Genomic DNA, 22,922 nt, shown 5'->3' with positions numbered 1-22,922 from the left:
AAGGGGAAATTAAATGACAGTGCAATTACTAAATGGTTTTACAGCTAAAGAATCTGACAAAACAACTTGTCGGCAAACCAAGCAACTATTGGTGTTGAATTTAATGCCGAATCGGGCCGTAACAGAACAGCAGTTTACGTCATTACTTAGTGGCACAGATGTTGATGTGGCTGTGACCTTTGCTATACCGGCTTCACATCGTATTCGCCACCATCCGGTAGCAGTCCAGCAGCGGTATACGACGCTTGCTGATATTAAAAATCGCTATTTTGATGGCGTGATTGTCACAGGCGCGCCACTGGACCAAACGCCAGAACAGGCAATTGATTTTTGGCCAGAATTTCAGGACTTTATGCGGTGGCAGGTGGACCATATTGCACGGCGTTTGTTTATCTGTTGGGGTGCCTATGCGGCAGGGCTGGTAACCAAAGATTTTTTACCAATCAAGCTGAACGACAAAATATTTGGGGTGACTGAAACGCAAGGGTTTATCATGCCGCAATCACGCTACTTCACCATTCCGTTGGCGAACGTCGATACAGGTCAAGTAATTGCTGGTGACAGGAAGACCGGCGCGACAATTATTCAAAACCAGCAAACGCGGACGGTCTATGTGACTGGCCATTACGAATATGGTCCAAATAATTTGGCAATGGAATTTCGTCGGGATCAGCGCCGGGGCATGCTGATTGCAAAGCCGACTGGTTACTTCGGGGATGATGGGCGACCGATGGCACACTGGCATGAACAAGGGATACATATTGTTGAACAATGGTTGAAAGACGAGGAAATTACAAATGGTTAAAGTGGCAACACAGTTAGTACAAGGGACAAATGGGTCGGAAGATGACCGGAGTGGTGCGGTGGTCGCGCCATTACATTTTTCAACAGCTTTTCGCCACCCTGGGTTAGGTGAATCGACAGGCTATGATTACTCACGCATGACAACACCAACACGCGACCTGTTGGAGGCTCAGTTGGCCAAAATTGAACATGGCACACAGGCCTTTGCGGTGAGCTCAGGAATGGCAGCGATTACGCTGGTGCTATCAACGATTCTGAAATCGCATGATCACTTTATTACGAGCGATGATTTATATGGTGGCTCATTTCGTTACTTCGATACTTTACGTGATCAGTATGATATTGCCTATGAAACGTGGAATGGCCAAGACATTGATGAATTAGTTTTGCGCATCCAGCCAAACACAAAAGCAATTTGGATAGAGACACCGTCAAACCCGACCATGAAGGTGATTGATATTCAAGCGGTGGCCAGTGTCGTGCATGCAATCAGGCCAGACATTTTAGTCATTGTCGACAACACATTTTTAACGCCTATTTATCAAAACCCACTGACCGAAGGGGCTGACATCGTTGTTCATTCCGCAACTAAGTATTTGGGTGGCCATAACGATATTTTAGCTGGTGCGGTCGTGGTCAAGGATGCGACTTTGTCAGATGCCTTACGCACCCAGCTGACGACCACGGGCCAAGTTCTGGATCCGTTTGACAGTTGGTTACTGATCCGCTCGTTGAAAACATTGGCTGTGCGCATGCGAGTCCATACTGAAAACGCGCAGTTATTGGCGAAACGTTTAGCGACATTGGCTGGTGTTGAGAAAGTGCTGTATGCGGGCGTGGGTGGCATGATTTCGTTCTACTTAGCGGAGGCATATGATGTCAATCAATTCTTACAAGCGCTAACGATTGGTTCTTTTGCGGAAAGTTTGGGTGGTGTCGAAACTTTGATTACGGTGCCATTTGTGCAAACGCACCATGATATGCCGGAAAGTCAGCGACTTGGGTTAGGGATTACGCCACAACTCATTCGCTTATCCGTCGGCTTGGAAGATGCGGATGATTTGTGGGCAGATTTAGCCCAGGCGATTCAGAAAGCAGGGCGCGCATGATACGAATTGGCATGTTAGGTTTTGGCACAATTGGTCGTTCGGTCTATGACCTTTTACAAGCGCACACCGAACGGTTTCCAGATATGCAAATTGTCAGTGTGGCGGTTCGCCAAATTACCGAACAGCGGATGACTTTATATCCGACGGTGCAATTTACGACAAACCCAGACACAATTGTGACCGCCTCGGACATTGATGTGGTGATCGAGGTGATGGGTGGGCAGACAGAAACGTATCGATATTTGCGACGGGCGCTCCATTCAGGTAAGCATGTCATCACAGCTAATAAAGATTTAATTGCAACCTATGGGGAAACGTTACAAAAAATTGCGAGTGCGCATCAATTGGCGTTGCTTTATGGTGCGTCGGTGGCTGGTGGAATTCCGATTTTAGATGCACTGACTAATCTACTACCTGGGGACGAGACAATGCAGGTTGGCGGCATCATTAATGGTACGAGTAATTTTATTTTGACGCAGATGAGCGATGCAGCAATGAATTATGATGATGCATTGGCTTTAGCACAACGGATGGGCATCGCTGAAGCAAATCCAGTTAATGATGTGGCCGGCTTTGATGCACGTTATAAGTTGGCGATTTTGGCTAAAACAGCCTTCGGTGCAAATGTCGTGACGACTCAGATTCCGACCCAAGGTATTCAGGAAATCAATGCAACCGTATTAGATGAAGTAAAACGACTGGGCTATGTTATCAAACCACTCGCGGTTGCCCGGCGGACTGGGCAAGAGTTAGCCATGACGGTGGGACCGCACCTAGTGCCGGCTGCGCATCTGCTCGGCAAAATTGATAATGTGCAAAACGCGGTTCAGGTAAAGACACGTAATATTCAGGATTTAGTTTTTACTGGGCCAGGGGCTGGCGCTAAGCCGACTGCAAGTGCGGTATTGTCAGATCTTGCGATTGTTCATGACATCGTGTGTGGCCGTCAACTGGTGCATGAGAAGCAGGCTTTGCAACAGCCAGTAATTACTGGGACGGCGGCTGGCCGCTATATTCGTGTGACGGCACCAGCTACTTATGAGATTGATGCCATTGCGCAGGCTAATCGAATCGGGATTAAAACCATGTGGGTGCGTAGTCACCGGGCCACAATCTTGACGGACACTGTTTCGCCAGCAACATTAGCCCGATTTGAAGCAGCTTTGCAACAGCAAATCGGTGCAAAAATCGAAATTGTTTTACCGGTTTACCAGGAGTAACAAGTCAGGTGTGGCTGACGACAGGATAACATCAGACTCGGATTCAAAACGATTGTTTTAGACTAAAAGTTAAAAATCGTCCGCAAATTAGGAGAGTTTTAGAATTTTTGACACTTCTCTCATGACGGGCTAATATTGCTGCTTGTATGAAACGATTTTAGAATTTGAACGAGGAACATGATGTTAATCAAACAACCGCGTTTTTCAGTATGGCTGAGACGCAAACAGTTAACAGAATGGCCCGGGGAAAGGGTTGTTCGTTGTCGTCGCCACCTGTATTAATTTATAACAACAATGTTAAGCATAAATACAAGGGGCATAAAAATATGAGTATTAAGAAGCAATTGTTAGCAGCATCGGTTTTGACCACGGTCGCATTGGCGGTGGGGGGATCATTAAGCCCGGTGTTCGCGGATAGCAAGTCAGACACATTTACCTACGCAATCAGCAGTGATTTGGAATCAACGAATCCAATCACAACTTCGGATCGTTGGGGCTTAACGTTTGATAATATTCAATACTCACCATTATTCCACGTGGAAGAAAATGGTTCATTGACGCCTGTTTTGGCAACGAAGGATACGGTCTCATCTGATGGCAAGACGATTACAGTCGATTTGCGTCAAGGAGTGAAGTGGAGCGATGGACAACCGTTCACAGCAGATGATGTTGTCTTCACGTATCAAAAGTTGGCTGATAAGGCGAACGGCAATTCCGATAAATTCTATATTAATAACAAGCCAATTCAGATTGAAAAGGTTAATGATCATCAGGTGAAGTTTATTTTGCCTGAAAAGTCAGCTTCAGCCGTCAATAATTTGGTAACCGAGAATTTCATTATTCCGAAGCACGTTTACGAAAATACGAAAGATTTTTCAGGTAGTTCATTGACGCCAGGCAATGTTGGTACTGGCCCATACACATTAGAGAGTTATAAGCAGGGTCAAGAAGTCCGTTTTGTCCGTAATGACAATTATTTTGGTGAAAAGCCAAAGTTGAAGCACGTGGTACTTCGCATTTTGACCGACCCGAACACGACTGATATCGCTTTAAAGAAGGGCGAAGTTGATGCATCGTTCGTTTTGCCAACTGAGTTGAAGAACTTAAAGGGCCATGACTTGGCCGTACACGCGTTCTCAGAGGATCGTGTGGGTTACTTGGGCTTGAATACACATGTTAAGAAGTTGGCAAATAAGTCAGTGCGTCAGGCGATTTTCTATGCACTAGATAAGAATGAAATGAATAAGGCGGCGTACCTCGATAAGAAGTATTACAATACGCCAACTTCATTCTTACCACCAAAGAATTCATTTGCGACGACTGATGTTGCGGCTTACAAGACGAACGTCGGCAAAGCAAAGGCACTCCTTAACAAAGCGGGTGTGAAAAATCTAACCCTTAACTTAGGGTATACGTCTGGGGATGCCGCACAAAAAATTCAAGGTAGCTTGATTGCCTCACAATTAAGTAAGGCTGGCATTAAGGTGAATGTTGAAGCGGTTGATGCCACCGCGTTGTCAACAGCTATTCACAAGAAGGATCAAACCAAGTACGATGCCTTTTTGAATGGCTACATCATGGGAACGGACCCTTATCAATACACGCCGTTGTACACGTCAACTGGTTTTGCTAACTACTGGCAGTACAAGGATCCAACTATTGATAAGTTGTTTACGAAGGGCGATTTAGAGAGTTCAGCGTCTGCTCGTCAAGCAACGTACAAGAAGTTACAACAAAAGATTGCGGATGCCGCAGTGATGTATCCAATTGTTGATAACAAGAAGATTTTGGTGATGAATAAGGACGTCAAGGGCTTCTCTGAGGCGAAGACTTTGCCAGTTTACACATTTGCTGACTGGTCAAAGTTGTCAAAGTAGACGGGAGACGCATATGTTAAAAACGATTTTTAGTCGTTTGCTGCAGGCGATTCCGTTATTAATTGTGATTTCGTTTTTAGTCTTTGGCATGATCCATCTCGCACCATTTGATGCAGTCGATGCAATCATTAAACCTAACATGTCACCTGGTGTTGTTCATGTATTACGCGAACGTTATGGTTTGGACAAACCTTTTCTGACGCAGTATGTGTTGTGGCTTGAAAATTTTGTCATGGGGCATTTTGGGCACTCGATTATTAACCAACAAGATATTGGTCAGGCGTTGGCTGAACGAATCCCCAACACGGTCATCTTAGTGTTGCCTGCGTATGCGACCTCAGTGGTAATTGCAACAGTGCTAGGCTTGATCGGCGGTCGTGCACCACAAAGTTGGGCAGGTCGGGTGATTGATACGGTGACTGCGGTTGGTTTAGCAACGCCGTCATTCTGGATAGCACTATTGCTAATTTACTTCTTGGGCTACGCAGCTAATTTATTCCCGCTCTTTGGAATGGGGAGTGCGCATCAGCCACTCGACGTTGTGTGGCACATGGTGTTGCCGTATATCACATTGGTTGTGGCGTACTTCCCGGAGCTCGCACGGTATGTCCAAAGTAAAACAATTGGTGAATACCAACAGGATTATGTGATGGTCCAACGGGCGTTCGGTGCAACTGAACGACAAATTCTATTCCACCACGTGTTACCAAATGTCCTATTGCCAATTGTGACGCAAATTGGGCAATCGTTACCATTACTCGTAACGGGCGCCATGATTACAGAAACGGTGTTCAGTTGGCCAGGCGTGGGGACTTACATGATGGATGCATCAGTCAAGCTAGATTATCCGGTTATTTTAGCGGTCATGTTGTTGTCAGCGACGTTGGTGGTAATCGGTAATTTGTTAGCAGATGTCCTTTATACCGTGGTTGATCCGCGGGTTAGGAGGTAATCATGCGCGAACGATTTAAAATGACCATTCGACAAAAGCCAACCTACTTAACGTGGTTGATTGTAATGGCAGTTCTGGTCTTAGCTGTCTTATTAGCACCAATTTTGCCCTTACATCCAAATGCGGTCGACGTGGTACACATGTCTCAAGGACCAAGCTGGCAACATTGGTTTGGTACTGACGATTTGGGGCGGGATTATTTAGCCCGCGTCGTGTATGGTGGTCGCATCTCGTTGGGGGTTGGTTTCCTAGCAATGTTGGTATCGGTTATTCTCGGTACCACAATTGGGGTGATGGCCGGTTATTTCGGTGGCCTAGCTGATACGGCCTTGATGCGGTTGCTAGATGTGTTTTCATCGGTGCCATGGTTGGTCTTGGTTGTGGTATTAAGTGCATTCTTACGACCAGGGCTAACTACGATTATTATCGTAATTAGTGCCTTTTCATGGATGTCGATTGCCCGTTTAGTTCGGGCCGAAACGGTCACGGTTAAGGAACGAGATTTTGTGAAGTACGCACAATTTGTCGGCATGTCGCCTTGGTATGTCATGTGGCATCATATTTTGCCGATGGTGACCCCAATTATTGTGGCAGCTGCAGGCGCGAATATTGCGAATGCGATTATGACGGAATCGGCTTTGAGCTTTTTGGGGATGGGGGTTCAAGACCCAGCTGCCTCATGGGGTTCGTTGCTGAACGCCGCCCAGTCACGGTTGCAGGATGCGCCGTACATGGCAATTATTCCGGGCTTGTTTATCATCATGACTGTTTTAGCCTTTAATAAACTGGGTAATTTACTACGAGATATGACATCACCGGAGGACAATCATGGTTAAACCTATTATTGACATGCAGGGCCTGACGGTGACGGTTCCAAGCAAACAGGGTACGATGGTCCCTATTTTGAATGGGGTGAATTTAACGATTATGCCCAATCAAGTATTAGGCCTAGTCGGTGAATCAGGTTCTGGTAAAACGATGACCATGCGCACAATCCTGGGGCTGTTACCGAAGGGTGCAACCGCCACTGCCGATGTCTGGCAGCTCGCGGGTGAAAATAGCCCGGTTGGCCAACACCAGCAGTTGCGAATGGCGATGGTCTTTCAGGATCCTTTAACGGGCTTGAATCCGGTCCGGACGATCGGCTTTCATTTAACCGAAGTGGTTAAGCGAGTCCATCCACGGTATTCACGTTTGCAACAACAAGCTGCGGCAGAGCAGGCACTTGAAAAAGTGAATATTCCCAAGCCAACGCAACGACTAAAACAATATCCACATGAGTTGTCAGGTGGGCTGCGGCAGCGTGTTTTGATTGCGATGGCCTTATTGGCGGAACCAGATGTCCTGATTGCAGACGAGCCGACCACAGCTTTGGATGTGACAGTTCAGGCACAAATTTTAACCTTGTTAAAAGATCTGCAACGGACAGAGGAGTTGACGATCATTTTTATCACCCACGATTTAGGGGTAATTTCAGCAGTCGCAGACAATGTTGCAGTCATGCGTGATGGTCAGATTGTTGAGGCGGGGACTAGCGCAGATATTTTCCAACAGGCGCAACATCCGTATACGCAGGCCTTATTAGCGGCGGTAACTGCCGTAACAGATGGTCACGCAAGTAGTTTACAGACTGTGCCACATACCGATAGACAACAACATGAAGAAATCTGGTTGTCGGCAACACATCGTGTCCTAGGGGGTGTACCAGATGGCCAATGAGTTACTAAAACTAACAAATATTACAGTGCAATACCCAGGGCGACATGGTAAACCAGAGTTAGTGGCGCTAGATGATGTCTCTTTAACAATTTACGAAGGTGAAACGCTTGGCTTGGTGGGGGAATCCGGTTCAGGGAAAACGACCCTCGGTCAAGTGGCGTTGTCACTATTGCAGCCGACTTCGGGTGAAATAGCCTTCGCTGGTCAGCCAATTACGAAACACAATCGGCGGACCGTTATGGATGACATGCAGCTGATTTTCCAGGACCCCTATGAATCATTGAACCCCAAGCATACTGCCTTAGAATTGGTCCGTGAGCCATTACGACGACACTTTGATCTGTCGACTGCCACTGAGATGGCAACACAGGCACTTGCAGCGGTGGGGCTAACACCGGCAGACGGTGAAAAATATCCAGTAGCGTTTTCCGGTGGTCAGCGCCAGCGCATCGGGATAGCCCGGGCGATTGTCGGTCAGCCTAAATTTATCGTGGCTGATGAACCAATTTCAGCGTTAGACGTGTCGATTCAGGCGCAAGTCCTATCATTAATGATGGCATTGCGTGAGCAACAAGCGTTGACCTATTTGTTTATCTCGCACGATTTAAGTAAGGTGCAGGCCATCTCAGATCGTGTCGCGGTGTTGTACTTTGGCCACTTAGTTGAATTAGGTCCAACGGCGGCAATCTTTGAAAACCCGTTACATCCGTATACGCAAGAGTTGCTTGCTGCAATCCCATCGATTGGTAAACCACTAATCGCGCAGCAACGGCAAACCATTACGGTTGGCACATCATGGGTTGAAGTGACGCCAGGGCATTTTGTCCGACAATAATCCAGATGAAGCTAATTGTCAGGGCCGGGACAAACGGGAGTTGTTCAGCCTTGCAATAATTAGCAAGTAGCAGTTGGAGCAAGCAGGCTAATGTCAGCCAAAGCAACCAGTCGGTTCCAGTCAACCAACAGGCACCAGCTGCTAATATATCTAAATCGCCATTTCCAAGAAATTTCTCTTGGAGGTGGCGATTTATTATTAAAGCAACGATATATGCCACAAAAATAGTTAGGCAGGGGAGATCATGCTGTAAACAAGCAATGAAAGTTGGACAGGCTAACCAGCGCGAATCAATTAATTTCATTTGCCAATCTTGTTTTGCTAAGATGAAAAGTGGCATAATAATGAAGACTTCTAAATAGTGCATAACGTCATCCTTTGTCTGTTTGCTGATTAAAGACGTGATATGGCGCAGTTTTTCCAAAAAAGACACGCCCGGAATTGTTTGCAAAATGAATGCCTATATAAAGGCATTTTTAAACGACTAAAAGGGTTGCAACATTTAGTAAGCAGTGTTATATTATTATTTGTGCTTTTAGTGAGCAGGGTGTTTGCGGTGACGCGACGTGCTGAACTCGTGAACGAAAAGTACCATTCAGCTACGTTTTTAGACTTGTTATTAAATGACACGCCTGGAAATGTGGACTACACATTATATAGAAAATTGAAAGGGGACTCTTAGACATGCCTACTATTAACCAATTGGTTCGTAAGCCTCGTAAGTCAAAGAGCACGAAGTCAAAGTCACCAGCTTTGAACTTCGGTTACAACTCACAATCAAAGAAGACGACTAATGTTTCTTCACCACAAAAGCGCGGTGTTGCAACTCGTGTCGGAACGATGACTCCTAAGAAGCCTAACTCAGCTTTGCGTAAGTACGCCCGTGTGCGTCTTTCAAACTTGATCGAAGTTACGGCATACATCCCAGGAATCGGCCACAACTTGCAAGAACACTCTGTTGTTTTGATCCGTGGTGGACGTGTTAAGGACTTGCCTGGAGTTCGTTACCACATCATCCGTGGTGCTTTGGATACTGCCGGTGTTGACGGTCGTATGCAATCACGTTCAAAGTACGGCGCAAAGCGTCCTAAGAAGAAGTAATTAAGGGAGGACATATAAAATGCCACGTAAGGGTTACACTAAGCAGGCTGAAGTTCTGCCTGATCCAATTTACAACTCAAAGCTTGTTTCACGTTTGATCAACCGCTTGATGCTTGATGGTAAGCGTGGAACTGCTTCAACTATCTTGTACGAAGCATTCGATCGTATCAAGGAAGCTACTGGTCAAGAGCCATTGGCTGTGTTCGAAGAAGCTTTGAACAACATCATGCCTGTATTGGAAGTTAAGGCTCGCCGTATCGGTGGTTCTAACTACCAAGTTCCTGTCGAAGTTCGTCCAGAACGTCGTGTAACGTTGGGATTGCGCTGGTTGGTGCAATACTCACGCGCTCGCGGTGAGCACACGATGGATGAGCGTTTGGCTAAGGAAATCATGGATGCTGCCAACAACACTGGTGCATCTGTTAAGAAGCGTGAAGACACGCACAAGATGGCTGAAGCCAACCGTGCCTTCGCACACTACCGTTGGTAATAACCAATTGATGGCTACAGTCGATATGACAGTAGCCATTTTTGTATAACTTACGGTATAATAGAACCAACGCAACTAACATGTGTTGGATGTAATAGAATTTCAAGGAGAAATACTCATGGCTAACAAGCGTGAATACCCATTGCTACGTACTCGTAACATTGGTATCATGGCGCACATCGACGCCGGTAAGACGACGACGACTGAGCGTATTTTGTACTACACTGGTAAGATCCACAAGATTGGTGAGACTCACGACGGAGCTTCACAAATGGACTTCATGGATCAAGAAAAGGAACGTGGAATCACGATCCAATCTGCTGCCACGACTGCCGTTTGGCGTGGATTCCACGACCAATACGACAAGGAACCATACCGTGTTAACATCATCGACACGCCAGGACACGTGGACTTCACTATCGAAGTTGAGCGTTCATTGCGTGTTCTTGACGGTGCGGTTGCCGTTCTTGACGGTGCTGCCGGTGTTGAGCCACAAACTGAAACAGTTTGGCGTCAAGCTGAGACGTACGAAGTACCTCGTATCGTCTTCGTTAACAAGATGGACAAGATGGGTGCTGACTTCCAAATGTCAGTTGACTCATTGAAGTCACGTTTGGACGCTAACGCAAAGGCTGTTCAATGGCCAATCGGTGCCGAAGATGACTTTGAAGCCATCATCGACTTGATTGAAAAGGTTGCTTTGTACCCAATCGATGATTTGGGTGAAAAGTGGGAGAAGCGCGAAATCCCTGCTGACTACGCTGAGTTGGCAGAGGAGAAGTACAACGAATTGGTTGAAGCCATCGCTGATGTTGATGACGATATCATGGAAAAGTACTTGGGCGGAGAAGAAATCTCTGAAGCAGAATTGAAGGCTGCTATCCGTCGCGCAACGATCGCTTTGGAGTTCTACCCAGTTCTTGCAGGTTCAGCCTACAAGGATAAGGGTGTGCAAATGATGCTTGACGCGGTTGTTGACTACTTGCCATCACCAATGGACGTTAAGCCATACATCGCAACGGACCCAGATACTGAAGAAGAAGTTGACTTGATTGCCGACGATGACAAGCCATTCGCGGCTTTGGCATTTAAGGTTATGACGGACCCATTCGTTGGACGTTTGACTTTCGTTCGTGTTTACACGGGTACTTTGGAGTCAGGTTCATACGTTTTGAACACGTCTAAGGGAAAGCGTGAGCGTGTTGGTCGTTTGCTACAAATGCACGCTACGAACCGTACTGAAATCGACGAAGTGTTCTCAGGTGATATCGCTGCCTTGATCGGTTTGAAGGATACGACGACTGGTGACTCATTGACTGCTACGGATCACCCATTGATCTTGGAGTCAATGGAGTTCCCTGACCCAGTTATCCAATTGGCTATCGAGCCAAAGACGAAGGCTGACCAAGACAAGATGTCAACTGCTTTGCAGAAGTTGGCTGAAGAAGACCCATCATTCCGTGCTGAGACGAACCCAGAAACTGGTGACACGTTGATCTCAGGAATGGGTGAGTTGCACTTGGACATCATCGTTGACCGTTTGCGTCGTGAATTTAACGTTGAAGCTACTGTTGGTGCGCCACAAGTTGCTTACCGTGAAGCATTCACGCAAACTGTTCAAGCACGTGGTTACTTTAAGCGTCAATCAGGTGGTAAGGGACAATACGGTGACGTTTGGATTGAATTCTCACCAAACGAAGAAGGTGCCGGATTCGAGTTCGAAGATGCCATCGTTGGTGGTGTGGTTCCTCGTGAATACATCCCTTCAGTTGAAGCTGGTTTGAAGGACTCATTGAACAATGGTCCTTTGGCTGGATTCCCATTGGTTGACTTGAAGGCTAAGTTGTACGATGGTTCATACCACGATGTCGACTCATCAGAAGCTGCCTTTAAGATTGCTGCATCATTGGCTTTGAAGGAAGCTGCAAAGACTGCTGGTGCCGTTATCTTGGAGCCAATCATGAAGGTTGACATCGTTGTTCCTGAGGATAACTTGGGTGATGCAATGGGTCACGTTTCTGCCCGTCGTGGTATGTTGGAAGGACAAGAGCAACGTGGTAACTCAATGATGATCCACGCTAAGGTTCCTCTTTCAGAAATGTTCGGATATGCAACGACTTTGCGTTCAGCTACGCAAGGACGTGGAACTTTCCAAATGGCCTTTGACCACTACGAAGCTGTTCCTAAGAACGTTCAAGAAGACATCATCTCAAAGTACGGTAAGGGTTCAGACGCTGAGTAATTTTAATTACCAGCGACTCACTTACTAATTGAGTTGAAAAATTAAGGATGAAGATAATTCTTTCGAGTTATCTTCATCCTTTTTTGTTTGGTTCCAGTCCGATTTCGTGGCCTTTTTTTCAACAATCTGCTTAAATAGTAAGCGACATGTATTAATAAACGGGAAATAATCGGGACAAAACTGCCGTATTGTTATAATCAAAGGTGTTGTTAGTCTGATTTACCTCAATTCTCACTACTAATAAGAATTGGACTAGCAACATCCCCGTGAGTCGGTTTGAAACAGGAGTGTTTTGAACCGCTTTTTTTAGAGAGTCGCAGAGTTTAGAGGAGAGTTTTGCTATGTTAAAGACAATTGGTCAAGTGATCAATGATGTGAGGCGAGAGAAACATATCTCTTTAGCGCAAATAGCAGATTTGGGCATTAGTAAGTCCCGCTATTATCGGTTTATCGATGGTGAAATTGATATGCCGATGTTTGACATTATGACGATTATGGACGCGCTGACCCTATCATTCGCAGAATTGGGTCAGTTGACCAATAAAGCGTGTCTACAGGATATTACGCTACATTGGTTGTTAACAACAGATATTGCGGAATTGACTGATCGCGCGAACGGATCAGATGAACAGGATACCGATTTTCGGCGGTTGATTTTTGCCTATGCACTTGCATTGCGTGAAGATAATATCAAACGAGATCAAGATGAGGCTATTTTCCAGCGTTTAGTAACCTTGGAGGCTTTCACACTTATTGACTTGGTTGGCTTCGCATTAATTGCACCGACCATCTCAGCTGATAAGTTCAAATTATTGTATGTTCGTTACGCTGCTGGCATGGCTAATTTTCAGAATTTTTTGAATAGTGATATTTATGATTTGGTATTAACGATTCACATGGCTGCAATTGATAAATTACTCTTACAGCCGGAGAATCGTAGTTACAATAGTACGATGTTTGTAATTGAAACAATCCTAAATCAATATACAGAACCACAATATATGGAACTGCGATTACTGCAGCAAGTCATGCAATTGCTAAAGACAACCACTGATGGGGTGACGTTTACGACGACTAACCGAATGACAACATTGCTTTTAAGCGCCAAGACACATCAAATTGCAGTGATGAAGACGCGCTTAATGAGCCTCGATTTGAGCGCGTTGTGGACTGAATTCCAAGTTGGTGCGTCAAAGTTTTGGGTAAAGCCGAATGAACATGTGCAACTACCGAAGTTTTCAACGTTACCACCAGAAGAAATGTTTAATCACTATGGTGACGTGTTCCGCTGGATTATAAAACAAAAACATGTGACGCCTGGTATGGTTGTTGATGCTGGTGTTTCGACTTACAAGCTATATAAGGCTTACAATGAGAATGGTTATCTGCAACTAGAAGAATTATTGAAATTAATGCATCTATTAGACCTGATGCCAAGCGACATCGATGTTGTTTTGCGACGCCGTTTGATTAATGTCACTAACTCGACTTGGTATCAATATAGTTGGCAACACATTCAACCACTTGGCTATGATGCGCTTGCAAGATCAATGCAGTTAAAATACGAGACTGATCACCAACGCAAGGATTTGGAGGCATACTTCGAATTTAAGGCCTTGGATGGATTATTTGTGCATCAGAATTGGTTACAAAGTCCAGCGGCTGCTGAATTAAGTAAGACAATCAGTGATGAATTGATGGCGATGGAAACATGGACGTACGCAGAGTTCCGTGTGGCACGGTATGCCATGTTGCACATCGAAAATCCGGCAGGTATTCAGATGTGGGCACAATTGTTGAATCGGGCGATGAGGAAAGTTGATCAACGTTACATCAACCGCAATACGGTGCTTGATATTTTCGAATGGCCTTTGTTACGGGCTATCTTGCTGGGGAAGCGAGAATTAGCAGAAACCTTGTTGCAGGTGGCACAGGTGCCTGATACTGATCCGGCTGATGTGATGGTGTTTGGACGTGGTCAGCAACGCTTATTTGATATTTACGCGGCTATTTTGCATGATCACCCCCATGCGCGACGTGATTTACAAGAGCATCTAAGTGATTTTGTTGTGCTAGCTGGTGATCGTAAGTTCAGTGATGCCTATCAAAAAATCCTACGACCATTGTGGGAAGAATAGTAAAAAACGCACGTTTCGAATTATCGGAGCGTGCGTTTTGTTATGTGCCGTAACATACAAAATTGCTTATTTTTGGTAAAATAAAGGTTATGTAAAGAAAGGTGGTACTCAGTAATTGGCACAACCCATTATTGAATTTAAGCACGTGGCTAAGCAATACGATGATACAGTCGTATTGAAGTCTGTCGATTTAGAAATCGAAGCAGGAAAGTTCTATACCTTGTTGGGACCTTCTGGATCAGGTAAGACGACGATTTTACGTTTGATTGCTGGATTTTTGGAAGCCTCATCAGGTGACATCCTGTTTGAAGGGGAACGCATTAATGACGTTCCAGCTGAAAAGCGCCGTGTTAACACGGTTTTCCAGAACTATGCATTGTTCCCAAATATGAATGTTTTTGAGAACGTTGCCTTCGGAATGTCGATTAAGGGTAAACCGAAGAATGAAATTAAGGCCAAGGTCGCTGAAATGCTTGAACTCGTCAAGTTGGGTGGCTATGAGGACCGTGAAATCTCTGAATTGTCTGGTGGACAACAACAACGTGTGGCAATTGCGCGAGCATTGGCTAACGACCCTGAAGTGTTGTTGCTCGATGAACCATTGTCAGCATTGGATTACAAGTTGCGTAAGGACATGCAATACGAATTGCGTGAAATCCAAAAGCGTTTGGGCATCACGTTTATCTTCGTGACCCACGATCAGGAAGAGGCGTTGGCAATGTCAGACTGGATTTTCGTCACGAACGAAGGTGAAATCGTTCAAAATGGTACACCAGTTGATATTTATGACGAGCCAATCAATCATTTCGTTGCCGACTTTATCGGCGAATCAAATATTGTACCTGGTGTAATGCGCGAAGACTATTTGGTGTCATTTGCCGGTAAGGAATTTGAAAACGTCGACGGTGGTATGCGACCAAATGAACAAGTTGAAGTCGTTTTGCGTCCGGAAGACTTGGATTTGGTTGCTGAAGAAGATGGTAAGCTCGTTGTGACGATTGATGACCAATCATTCCGTGGCGATTACTACGAAATCACTGCGCACGATGATGATCAAAATGAATGGCAAGTTCAAGCGACGAACCCAGCTGTTATTGGCGAGCGACGTGGGTTGTACTTCGACCCTGAAGATATCCACATCATGCGTTTGAATGAATCAGAAGAAGATTTCGATGCTCGATTGGAGCAATACGACGATTCTGAGGAAGACGAGGAGGGCGCTGATGAGCAATAAGAGAACTTTCAGCTACACCGTTCCGTACATTTTGTGGCTCGTTCTCTTTGTCGTTGCGCCAGTTGTGCTGTTGATTGTGCAATCATTTGGCAACATCTACGGCCACTTTACGCTCGACAACTACGCGACCTATTTTAGCTCAGGAACGTATTTACGGATGACATTTAATTCCGTGTTCTTTGCCTTTATTGTGACGGTAATTACGTTATTAATTAGTTATCCAATGGCTTATATTATGAGCCGTTTAAAGAATGCCCAATTCTGGTTGTTGTTGGTCATTTTGCCAACTTGGGTGAACTTGCTGCTGAAGGCGTATGCGTTCATCGGTCTGTTCTCTAAGACAGGCACCGTGAATAACTTTTTGTCATTCATCGGTATTGGGCCACATCAAATTATGTTTACGGACACATCATTTATGATTGTGGCGGCGTACATTGAAATTCCATTTATGATTATGCCAATCTTCAATTCATTGGTTGAATTAGATCGTAGTTTGATTAATGCAGCCCGTGATTTGGGGGCAACGCCTTGGCAAACGTTGACTAAGGTCATCATTCCAATGTCAATGAGTGGCGTCAAGGCTGGTATTCAAGCGGTCTTTATTCCAACATTGTCATTGTTCATGATTACGCGTTTGATTGGTGGAAATCGTGTCATTACCTTGGGAACTGCCATCGAGGAGCACTTCTTGGTGACGCAAAACTGGGGAATGGGATCAACCATCGGCGTTATTTTGATTATCGCGATGGCTGCAACAATGTTCTTCACGCGTGATCGTAAGAAGAAGGGAGGTCGCCGTCGTGGATAATAAGCCAAAGAAGTGGTCGTACATTTACTTGGTCTTCGTGTTCATCTTGATGTATGCGCCTATCTTTTATTTGATTTTCTACTCATTCAATAAAGGTGACTATATGAATGGCTTTGACGGCTTTTCATTGCGTCACTACCAGGACATGTTTGCGGATACACGCTTGATGGAAATCTTGGTCAACACGTTTATCGTGGCTTTGCTGTCATCAGTGTTGGCAACGTTGATTGGAACCTTTGGTGCTTTGGGCATCTACAATACCAAGCACCGGACGACGAAAAATCTATTATTGTCATTGAACAACGTGTTGATGGTGTCACCTGATGTTATCGTCGGTGCCAGCTTCCTGATTTTCTTCACGATGATTGGCATGAGTTTGGGCTTCGGATCAGTGGTCTTGTCCCACATTGCCTTCTCAATTCCAATTGTTGTGTTGATGGTTTTGCCTCGTTTGAATGAAATGAACCCAGCCTTGATTGATGCGGCCCGTGATTTGGGTGCCTCAAACTATCAAGTATTGTCACGTGTGGTGTTGCCATATGCCTGGCCTGGTATTTTGGCTGGTTTCTTTATGGCGATTACGTACTCACTTGATGATTTCGCAGTGACGTTCTTCGTAACAGGTAATGGTTTCTCAACGTTGTCAGTTGAAATTTACTCACGTGCCCGTCAAGGAATCGATTTGTCAATTAACGCGCTGTCAGCGTTGATGTTCTTGTTATCATTGCTGTTGGTAATCGTTTACTACTTCATTTCAAACTACAGCGTGAAATCAAGTAAGAAGAAGCGTGGTGGCGCAGCAGGAATGGTGGTGCATCAATAATGAAGAGATTAGCATGGTTAACTGGGATTATCCTGGCCGTTGTCGCTTTGTTGTTCGGTATTAACGTTGCGCTACAAAAGTCGGCTGAATCAGGATTGAAGACCGGTTCAAATAAGACCTTGACGATTTACAACTGGGGTGACTACGTTGATCCGTCACTGATTAAAAAGTTCCAAAAGGAAACGGGGTACAAAGTGGACTATGAGACATTTGACTCAAACGAAGCGATGTACACAAAGATTAAACAAGGTGGGACGCACTATGATTTAGCGGTGCCATCAGACTATATGATTCAAAAAATGAAGAAGGCCCATATGTTGGTTAAGCTTGATCACGGTAAGTTAACAGGCTTGAACAACTATGATAAGCGCTTCATGAACCAACCATTTGATCGTGGCAATCAATACTCAGTACCTTATTTCTGGGGTACGTTGGGAATTGTTTATAACGACAAATATGTTAAGGCGGGCGACATTAAGACGTGGAACGACTTATGGAACCCGAAGTACAAGAATTCAATCATGTTGATTGATTCATCACGTGACATCATGGGGATGACGCTTGCTTCAAGTGGCGAGTCGGTGAATACTAAAAGTATTCCTGAATTGGCCGCAGCGAAGGGAAAGTTGGACACTTTGATGCCAAATGTGAAGGCGATTGTCGCCGATGAAATCAAGATGTACATGGCCCAAGATGAAGCTGCCTTGGCGGTGGATTACTCAGGGGATGCAGCGGAAATGATTGCTGAAAATAGCCACTTGCATTACGTGGTGCCATCAGATGGTGGTAACCTCTGGTTCGATAACATTGTGATGCCCAAGACGGTTAAAAATAAGCCAGCCGCTTATGCTTTCTTGAACTTCATGAGCCAACCAGAAAACGCAGCAAAGAATGCTGAGTACGTTGGTTATGCCACACCAAATAAGGCCGGTAAGGCGCTGTTGCCAAAGTCGATTCGTGACGATAAGCAATGGTACCCAGCCGAAAAGACCTTGTCACACTTGGAAGTGTATCAAGATCTTGGCCCATACTGGGTCGGCCAATACAACGATTACTTCTTGGAATTCAAGATGACGAATCGTTAAATCTAAACGCTACTGGATGTAAGATTCAGTAGCGTTTTTGTTGTGTCCGGGAATTAGTTTGGGGTATTTCTGATTAGTGAACGTGACATAATAGTACGGGAAATTTTATGGTGGATGATTTATTAGAGGTAAACTAACTTATCAGGAGGGATTTTTTCATCGCTCCTGATAGGTTAATTATGCGGCTACTCACGTTTTAAGCTAAATTTTCCTACTCTTAGATGCAAGTTCTCTCTCGAATTTTCTTGTTTCTAAAACCCGGGTTCTTCCCTGCCCGGATACATATTGAAGCAACGACTTGATGACAAAAAAATTATCGAGTAGCTTTACAATTATTTATGGATTACTGAAATTTGATGTTTTTCTAAAGCTAAGCAACGTATAATTAGTTGTACTGCGTCTTAGCAGAATAACGACAGGTGGGAGTTTTAATCCATGAAAAAGATTAAACCAGAAATTATTATTGCCGTTGTGGCTGTCATTTTGGTTGCTGGGGGTGTTGGCTTTGCCATGAAGTCAGCACAACAACCAAATGTACCAACACCACAACTTTCTACAAAGGTCGCCAAGAACGAGAGTGAAGTGGTGATGCATACGTCAAAGGGGAACATCAAGATTAAGTTGTTCAACAAGTATGCACCTTTGGCAGTTAAGAATTTCATTACGCACGCTAAAAAAGGTTACTATAACAACACAACGTTCCACCGTGTTGTAAAGGACTTTATGATTCAGGGTGGTGACCCCAAGGGAACTGGCCAAGGTGGTGCGTCAATTTGGAAGGGCAAGAATAAGAAGATTGATAGTGGGAATGGTTTCAAGAACGAAATCAGTAAGTCACTATTCAACATTCGTGGGGCCCTATCAATGGCCAACGCTGGTGCTGATACCAACGGTTCACAATTCTTCATTAACCAAAACAGCGATGATCAAACAAGCAAGATTAGCCAATCTGATTATCCAGAAAAGATCTTCCAAGCCTACAAGAAGGGTGGAAATCCATCATTGGACGGATCTTACACGGTCTTTGGCCAAGTTATTTCTGGGATGAAGGTTGTTGATGAGATTGCTGACCAGAAGGTAAAGGATAATGGGTCAGGCGAAAAGTCAAAGCCAGTTGATCCAGTTAAGGTCACATCAATCGATGTTGTGAAGGAAGCAAAGTAAAGCATTCATAAAAAATGCCATGCCTCGAAGTTGAGACATGGCATTTTTACGTTAACCAGCACTTTCCGTTTGGGCATCACGCGCAGCAGCGGTGTTGTTGACCAAAAGTTGGAAATAGTTATCAAAGCCGGGCTTATCATAGCTTTGCATCAAAGCGATAAAATCAACCGTTGACCATTCACTTACAATCACGGCACCATCATTATATTGCAATGAACGTGCAATTGATGAGGTGTTTTCTACCAAGTAGAAGGTGTCGTTTGTGTCTAAGTACAAGAGTTGCAATTTAATATTACGATTTGCACCCAATGCAGCTTTAGTTGCCAAAAATGGATCTGACACTAGACGCTGACTAACATTCTCGTGACGAAACTTGTGAATCGTCTCCAACGTGTTACCGATAATCTTCATAGATGGATCCTCGACTTTATCGAATAATGAGAAATTAAAAATTACTCTAATAACATTTTAATAAAACGTTGATGGATATTATCATACCACTAGTTATAGAAAAGGGCTAGATGGTTATGTGTCCAAAAAAAGAAAGACATCAACCTGCGAGTTTGGTCGACGTCTTTCTTGTTCTTTTAACTATTGAACAATCAAAACGTCTGACTTGGCGTTTTGAACAACGAATGAGGCAACTGAACCAACCAACAAACGCTCCAACGTGTTCAAGCCTGACTTACCAAGCATGATCAATTCGTTACCGTGGTCAGCAGGGAAGTCGCGGGCGATAACCGTCTTTGGTGAACCAAAACGGACGTGGATGTTAACATCCTTAGCGCCTTCGTTGTGAGCAAGTTCTTGGTACTTAGCCAACTTTTCTTCGGCGTCTTGTACCAATTGGTAAACCACATCACCAGAAATTGACATGCCGGCCAAGCCTGACAATGAGTTTGTATCGATGACGTACAACAAATCCAACGTCGTGTTGTTACGAACGGCAACCGCAGCTGCCTTCTCAACTAACACCGTTGAAATCTTTGAACCGTCAACGGGCGCCAAAATGTTCTTGTATGCAATCTTATCTTCTGCCATGGTTCTGTACCATCCTTTTGTAATCCTTAGGAAGCACATATGTATGTGTTCCTTTGATGTATTTTATTATATACCTAATGATACAATAATGTAAGCGTTTACCGTGAGATATTTATGAGATTAAACAGTGATTGGTTTTTGTGATTTCATTTGCATTATAGCCTAAAATGTTGTGAAAGTTTGTCATTGCGTGTCCGAATTTCTTTTACTTGCACATGGTTAGCAGAGTGTGTATACTAATTGTTATGCGATGAGTCGAGAAGATCATGTTCTGATCTTTGTAAACGGTCCTCATATAACAGCCGCATTGCTGGAGGATGAGATAGGGAGTTGTGGAACTCGCTTCTCTGCACATGACTAACTTCGGTTTCGACCGTTGGTGTACGTTGACTGGTGGGCAACCACCACATGAGCTAGAGCATGTCAATTCTAGCATTGCCAAGCGGAAAACGTCGGTCTTCGGACCGGCGTTTTTTGCATCCAATTGTGTCCTGAAAATAGCCAATTTAAGGTCATATGTAGTTTTATGCGCTATAATATGTATGTAAGTTACATGCGATTGGGGGATATGACCATGGAGAAGCTAATTCAAATTCGTATTGAAGAAGAAATTCGTAATGCAGCCGATGAGGTATTTCGTCGCAATGGTTTAACAACGCAACAAGCGGTAAAAATGTTTTTGACACAGGTGGCTAATAACGGACAATCACCATTTGATAATCTGTTTACACCAAAACAACAGTAGTTTGAAAAAACGCCATTTGTGTGATGCAAATGGCGTTTTATTGTTTCTTCATAACATGTTGCGATATGGTTTGCTATAATGAAAGTATTAAAACCTGGGGGATGAATATGAAAACAGTTACTTTTCGTCGTTTCTCGTTTTGGCAACGATTGCTAATCAATACAGTGATGTTGCTTGCTTTGGCGGGATTGTTCCACCAAGGTCTTTACATTAGTAACTTTGTGACAGCCATCTTAGCAGCATTAATCTTAGGTGTGTTAAATGCTTTGGTGAAGCCTGTGCTCCAAATATTGGCGCTGCCATTTACTATTTTAACTTTTGGCTTGTTTGGGTTGATCGTGAATGGGGTAGTACTTTGGCTCGCTTCGCAGATTATTGGGGATGGGTTCCGCTTTGCTAGTTTTGGCTGGGCGGTTTTCATCGCAGTGGTGATGTCGATTGTTAATTTGATTATCTCAAGTTACTTTAGTCGTAAAGACGACGCTGAAAAATAAGGAAGACAACGGATATGGCAAAGAAGATTACAGTTAAAGATTTGCTGGCCAACACGCACGTAAACTTGGTGGCTGGTGAGGAGTATCTGGATCGCGAAATTACAACGGCAGATATTTCAAGGCCTGGTTTGGAAATGACCGGGTACTTCAATTACTATGCACCAGAACGCGTGCAATTGATGGGAATTACGGAAACGTCATTTGCCCACCGTATGAACCACGATGAGTTATTGATGGTTGCACGCAAGATGATGCAACCCAATACACCAGCTTTTGTCGTTTCAACCGGACGCCAATTGCCCGAAGAGTTTATGCAAGCGGCAATTGAGGCGAAGATTCCGGTATTGGCAACTGATTTGACATCATCACGAATTTTGTCGAATATGACTTACTTCTTAAGTGGTGGTTTGGCTGAACGCCAATCAGTTCACGGGGTTCTGGTTGATATCTTTGGACTTGGTGTGCTGATCACCGGTGATTCAGGGGTTGGTAAGTCTGAAACCGCGCTAGAATTGGTGCAACGTGGTCACCGTTTAATTGCGGATGATCGTGTTGACGTGTACGCGCAAGATGAGGAACGCCTTGTTGGTGAGCCACCTGCTATTTTGCGTAATTTGATGGAATTGCGTGGTGTTGGGATTATTGATGTCATGAACTTGTTTGGTGCTGGTGCGGTGCGTTCACACGCAACGATTGCCTTTAACTTGCACTTGGCTAAGTGGACAGATGATCAAAAGGTTGACCGTCTTGGAAATGGTGAAGAGAACATTCGCATCCAAGGTGTCGATTTGCCACGCTTTGTGTTGCCAGTTCAAACCGGTCGTAACTTGGCTGTTTTGATTGAAACGGCAGCTAAGAATTTCCGTGCTAAGAAGATGGGCTTTGATGCAACGGAAACATTTAATGATAATTTAAATCGTCTAATTGCCGAAAATTCGGAAAATTAAGCGAAATTATTAAGAAAACCCCGTTGTGACGGGGTTTTTCACTTTAAAGCATTTTCAAATTAATGGTTTATGGTATTATTATTGTGTTAGTTTT

General features: G+C 44.5%; 23 protein-coding genes. 20 read left to right on the top strand and 3 right to left on the bottom strand.

Annotated features, from left to right (window positions below):
- Positions 1 to 13: 13 nt before the first annotated feature.
- The 8 genes from ESE_RS11265 to ESE_RS0101465 all read left to right on the top strand — a co-directional run bounded on the left by ESE_RS11265 (position 14) and on the right by ESE_RS0101465 (position 8,516).
- Entirely contained in the window at positions 14 to 805 is a 792-nt protein-coding gene (locus ESE_RS11265) for a homoserine O-acetyltransferase/O-succinyltransferase family protein (RefSeq protein WP_010370105.1), read from the top strand.
- Positions 798 to 1,913, top strand: coding sequence for a trans-sulfuration enzyme family protein (locus tag ESE_RS0101495; protein ID WP_010370102.1), 1,116 nt, complete (start codon positions 798 to 800; stop codon positions 1,911 to 1,913). Before ESE_RS11265 ends, ESE_RS0101495 begins: the two co-directional genes overlap by 8 nt.
- Positions 1,910 to 3,133 carry a homoserine dehydrogenase gene (locus ESE_RS11260; protein ID WP_010370099.1) on the top strand — a complete coding sequence of 408 codons (1,224 nt, stop codon included), beginning with the start codon at positions 1,910 to 1,912 and terminating at the stop codon, positions 3,131 to 3,133. Before ESE_RS0101495 ends, ESE_RS11260 begins: the two co-directional genes overlap by 4 nt.
- 326 nt (positions 3,134 to 3,459) lie before the next feature.
- Positions 3,460 to 5,010 (top strand): ABC transporter substrate-binding protein, encoded by a 1,551-nt coding sequence (locus ESE_RS0101485; RefSeq protein WP_010370096.1) that lies wholly within the window; start codon positions 3,460 to 3,462, stop codon positions 5,008 to 5,010.
- A gap of 13 nt (positions 5,011 to 5,023) precedes the next feature.
- Positions 5,024 to 5,962, top strand: coding sequence for an ABC transporter permease (locus tag ESE_RS0101480; protein ID WP_010370092.1), 939 nt, complete (start codon positions 5,024 to 5,026; stop codon positions 5,960 to 5,962).
- Positions 5,963 to 5,964: 2 nt separating this feature from the next.
- Entirely contained in the window at positions 5,965 to 6,798 is an 834-nt protein-coding gene (locus ESE_RS0101475) for an ABC transporter permease (RefSeq protein WP_010370089.1), read from the top strand.
- Positions 6,791 to 7,681 carry an ABC transporter ATP-binding protein gene (locus tag ESE_RS0101470; RefSeq protein ID WP_010370085.1) on the top strand — a complete coding sequence of 297 codons (891 nt, stop codon included), beginning with the start codon at positions 6,791 to 6,793 and terminating at the stop codon, positions 7,679 to 7,681. Before ESE_RS0101475 ends, ESE_RS0101470 begins: the two co-directional genes overlap by 8 nt.
- Complete coding sequence (locus ESE_RS0101465) at positions 7,671 to 8,516, top strand: ATP-binding cassette domain-containing protein (RefSeq protein ID WP_010370083.1); 846 nt, start codon at positions 7,671 to 7,673, stop codon at positions 8,514 to 8,516. The genes ESE_RS0101470 and ESE_RS0101465 overlap by 11 nt, the downstream gene beginning before the upstream one ends.
- Here the strand turns inward: ESE_RS0101465 and ESE_RS0101460 are convergent.
- Positions 8,461 to 8,883 (bottom strand): hypothetical protein, encoded by a 423-nt coding sequence (locus ESE_RS0101460; protein WP_029237422.1) that lies wholly within the window; start codon positions 8,881 to 8,883, stop codon positions 8,461 to 8,463. The two genes, ESE_RS0101465 and ESE_RS0101460, sit on opposite strands and share 56 nt — an antisense overlap.
- A gap of 317 nt (positions 8,884 to 9,200) precedes the next feature.
- Here ESE_RS0101460 and rpsL point away from each other — a divergent pair, with 317 nt between their 5' ends.
- From rpsL to ESE_RS0101415, 9 genes are all read left to right on the top strand, one after another.
- Positions 9,201 to 9,617: a 30S ribosomal protein S12 gene (rpsL, locus tag ESE_RS0101455; RefSeq protein ID WP_003608097.1), complete on the top strand. Its 417-nt coding sequence runs from the start codon at positions 9,201 to 9,203 to the stop codon at positions 9,615 to 9,617.
- A gap of 19 nt (positions 9,618 to 9,636) precedes the next feature.
- A complete protein-coding gene (gene rpsG / locus ESE_RS0101450; RefSeq protein WP_003608096.1) occupies positions 9,637 to 10,107 on the top strand; it encodes a 30S ribosomal protein S7 in 471 nt (156 codons plus the stop codon).
- Positions 10,108 to 10,225: 118 nt separating this feature from the next.
- Positions 10,226 to 12,349: an elongation factor G gene (fusA, locus tag ESE_RS0101445; RefSeq protein ID WP_010370077.1), complete on the top strand. Its 2,124-nt coding sequence runs from the start codon at positions 10,226 to 10,228 to the stop codon at positions 12,347 to 12,349.
- A 341-nt stretch (positions 12,350 to 12,690) separates the two neighbouring features.
- The gene (locus ESE_RS0101440; protein ID WP_010370074.1) at positions 12,691 to 14,487 is read left to right on the top strand and encodes a helix-turn-helix domain-containing protein; all 1,797 of its coding nucleotides are present in this window, start codon (positions 12,691 to 12,693) and stop codon (positions 14,485 to 14,487) included.
- Between the two features lie 115 nt (positions 14,488 to 14,602).
- Positions 14,603 to 15,721 (top strand): ABC transporter ATP-binding protein, encoded by a 1,119-nt coding sequence (locus ESE_RS0101435; protein ID WP_010370071.1) that lies wholly within the window; start codon positions 14,603 to 14,605, stop codon positions 15,719 to 15,721.
- The gene (locus ESE_RS0101430) at positions 15,711 to 16,529 is read left to right on the top strand and encodes an ABC transporter permease (RefSeq protein ID WP_010370068.1); all 819 of its coding nucleotides are present in this window, start codon (positions 15,711 to 15,713) and stop codon (positions 16,527 to 16,529) included. The genes ESE_RS0101435 and ESE_RS0101430 overlap by 11 nt, the downstream gene beginning before the upstream one ends.
- 49 nt (positions 16,530 to 16,578) lie before the next feature.
- Entirely contained in the window at positions 16,579 to 17,352 is a 774-nt protein-coding gene (locus ESE_RS0101425; RefSeq protein WP_050790578.1) for an ABC transporter permease, read from the top strand.
- On the top strand, positions 17,352 to 18,437 hold the full coding sequence (locus ESE_RS0101420) for an ABC transporter substrate-binding protein (protein WP_010370062.1): 1,086 nt from the start codon (positions 17,352 to 17,354) through the stop codon (positions 18,435 to 18,437). The genes ESE_RS0101425 and ESE_RS0101420 overlap by 1 nt, the downstream gene beginning before the upstream one ends.
- A 435-nt stretch (positions 18,438 to 18,872) precedes the next feature.
- Entirely contained in the window at positions 18,873 to 19,601 is a 729-nt protein-coding gene (locus ESE_RS0101415) for a peptidylprolyl isomerase (protein ID WP_010370059.1), read from the top strand.
- 51 nt (positions 19,602 to 19,652) lie between these two features.
- On the opposite strand, the gene ESE_RS0101410 is transcribed toward ESE_RS0101415, so the two are convergent.
- Together ESE_RS0101410 and ESE_RS0101405 are read right to left on the bottom strand one after the other, a co-directional pair.
- Complete coding sequence (locus ESE_RS0101410) at positions 19,653 to 20,012, bottom strand: hypothetical protein (protein ID WP_010370055.1); 360 nt, start codon at positions 20,010 to 20,012, stop codon at positions 19,653 to 19,655.
- A gap of 180 nt (positions 20,013 to 20,192) precedes the next feature.
- A complete protein-coding gene (locus ESE_RS0101405; RefSeq protein ID WP_010370050.1) occupies positions 20,193 to 20,642 on the bottom strand; it encodes a universal stress protein in 450 nt (149 codons plus the stop codon).
- A gap of 574 nt (positions 20,643 to 21,216) precedes the next feature.
- On the opposite strand from ESE_RS0101405, the gene ESE_RS0101400 reads away from it, so the two are divergent.
- The 3 genes from ESE_RS0101400 (at position 21,217) to hprK (ending at position 22,828) form a co-directional block, all read left to right on the top strand.
- Positions 21,217 to 21,387, top strand: a complete 171-nt coding sequence (locus tag ESE_RS0101400) for a type II toxin-antitoxin system RelB/DinJ family antitoxin (RefSeq protein WP_010370047.1) — start codon at positions 21,217 to 21,219, stop codon at positions 21,385 to 21,387.
- A gap of 107 nt (positions 21,388 to 21,494) precedes the next feature.
- Positions 21,495 to 21,881: a phage holin family protein gene (locus ESE_RS0101395; protein WP_010370044.1), complete on the top strand. Its 387-nt coding sequence runs from the start codon at positions 21,495 to 21,497 to the stop codon at positions 21,879 to 21,881.
- A 14-nt stretch (positions 21,882 to 21,895) separates the two neighbouring features.
- Entirely contained in the window at positions 21,896 to 22,828 is a 933-nt protein-coding gene (gene hprK / locus ESE_RS0101390) for an HPr(Ser) kinase/phosphatase (protein ID WP_010370041.1), read from the top strand.
- Positions 22,829 to 22,922 lie beyond the last annotated feature (94 nt).

The organism is Weissella cibaria KACC 11862, assembly GCF_000193635.1.
In the GTDB taxonomy this organism is placed as follows: Bacteria; Bacillota; Bacilli; order Lactobacillales; family Lactobacillaceae; genus Weissella; species Weissella cibaria.
The sequence above is the reverse complement of the archived record's forward strand: the minus strand, read 5'-3'. Positions and strand labels throughout refer to the sequence as shown.

Bases quoted from the DNA above. Each gene is read 5' to 3' on its own strand.
- ESE_RS0101440 (WP_010370074.1), top strand. From the start codon at position 12,691: ATGTTAAAGACAATTGGTCAAGTGATCAATGATGTGAGGCGAGAGAAA.
- ESE_RS0101425 (WP_050790578.1), top strand. From the start codon at position 16,579: ATGTATGCGCCTATCTTTTATTTGATTTTCTACTCATTCAATAAAGGT.
- rpsG (WP_003608096.1), top strand. From the start codon at position 9,637: ATGCCACGTAAGGGTTACACTAAGCAGGCTGAAGTTCTGCCTGATCCA.
- ESE_RS11265 (WP_010370105.1), top strand. From the start codon at position 14: ATGACAGTGCAATTACTAAATGGTTTTACAGCTAAAGAATCTGACAAA.
- fusA (WP_010370077.1), top strand. From the start codon at position 10,226: ATGGCTAACAAGCGTGAATACCCATTGCTACGTACTCGTAACATTGGT.
- ESE_RS11260 (WP_010370099.1), top strand. From the start codon at position 1,910: ATGATACGAATTGGCATGTTAGGTTTTGGCACAATTGGTCGTTCGGTC.
- ESE_RS0101470 (WP_010370085.1), top strand. From the start codon at position 6,791: ATGGTTAAACCTATTATTGACATGCAGGGCCTGACGGTGACGGTTCCA.
- ESE_RS0101475 (WP_010370089.1), top strand. From the start codon at position 5,965: ATGCGCGAACGATTTAAAATGACCATTCGACAAAAGCCAACCTACTTA.
- ESE_RS0101420 (WP_010370062.1), top strand. From the start codon at position 17,352: ATGAAGAGATTAGCATGGTTAACTGGGATTATCCTGGCCGTTGTCGCT.
- ESE_RS0101400 (WP_010370047.1), top strand. From the start codon at position 21,217: ATGGAGAAGCTAATTCAAATTCGTATTGAAGAAGAAATTCGTAATGCA.
- ESE_RS0101485 (WP_010370096.1), top strand. From the start codon at position 3,460: ATGAGTATTAAGAAGCAATTGTTAGCAGCATCGGTTTTGACCACGGTC.
- ESE_RS0101430 (WP_010370068.1), top strand. From the start codon at position 15,711: ATGAGCAATAAGAGAACTTTCAGCTACACCGTTCCGTACATTTTGTGG.
- ESE_RS0101465 (WP_010370083.1), top strand. From the start codon at position 7,671: ATGGCCAATGAGTTACTAAAACTAACAAATATTACAGTGCAATACCCA.
- ESE_RS0101495 (WP_010370102.1), top strand. From the start codon at position 798: ATGGTTAAAGTGGCAACACAGTTAGTACAAGGGACAAATGGGTCGGAA.
- ESE_RS0101415 (WP_010370059.1), top strand. From the start codon at position 18,873: ATGAAAAAGATTAAACCAGAAATTATTATTGCCGTTGTGGCTGTCATT.
- ESE_RS0101410 (WP_010370055.1), bottom strand. From the start codon at position 20,012: ATGAAGATTATCGGTAACACGTTGGAGACGATTCACAAGTTTCGTCAC.
- ESE_RS0101405 (WP_010370050.1), bottom strand. From the start codon at position 20,642: ATGGCAGAAGATAAGATTGCATACAAGAACATTTTGGCGCCCGTTGAC.
- ESE_RS0101460 (WP_029237422.1), bottom strand. From the start codon at position 8,883: ATGCACTATTTAGAAGTCTTCATTATTATGCCACTTTTCATCTTAGCA.
- hprK (WP_010370041.1), top strand. From the start codon at position 21,896: ATGGCAAAGAAGATTACAGTTAAAGATTTGCTGGCCAACACGCACGTA.
- rpsL (WP_003608097.1), top strand. From the start codon at position 9,201: ATGCCTACTATTAACCAATTGGTTCGTAAGCCTCGTAAGTCAAAGAGC.
- ESE_RS0101395 (WP_010370044.1), top strand. From the start codon at position 21,495: ATGAAAACAGTTACTTTTCGTCGTTTCTCGTTTTGGCAACGATTGCTA.
- ESE_RS0101480 (WP_010370092.1), top strand. From the start codon at position 5,024: ATGTTAAAAACGATTTTTAGTCGTTTGCTGCAGGCGATTCCGTTATTA.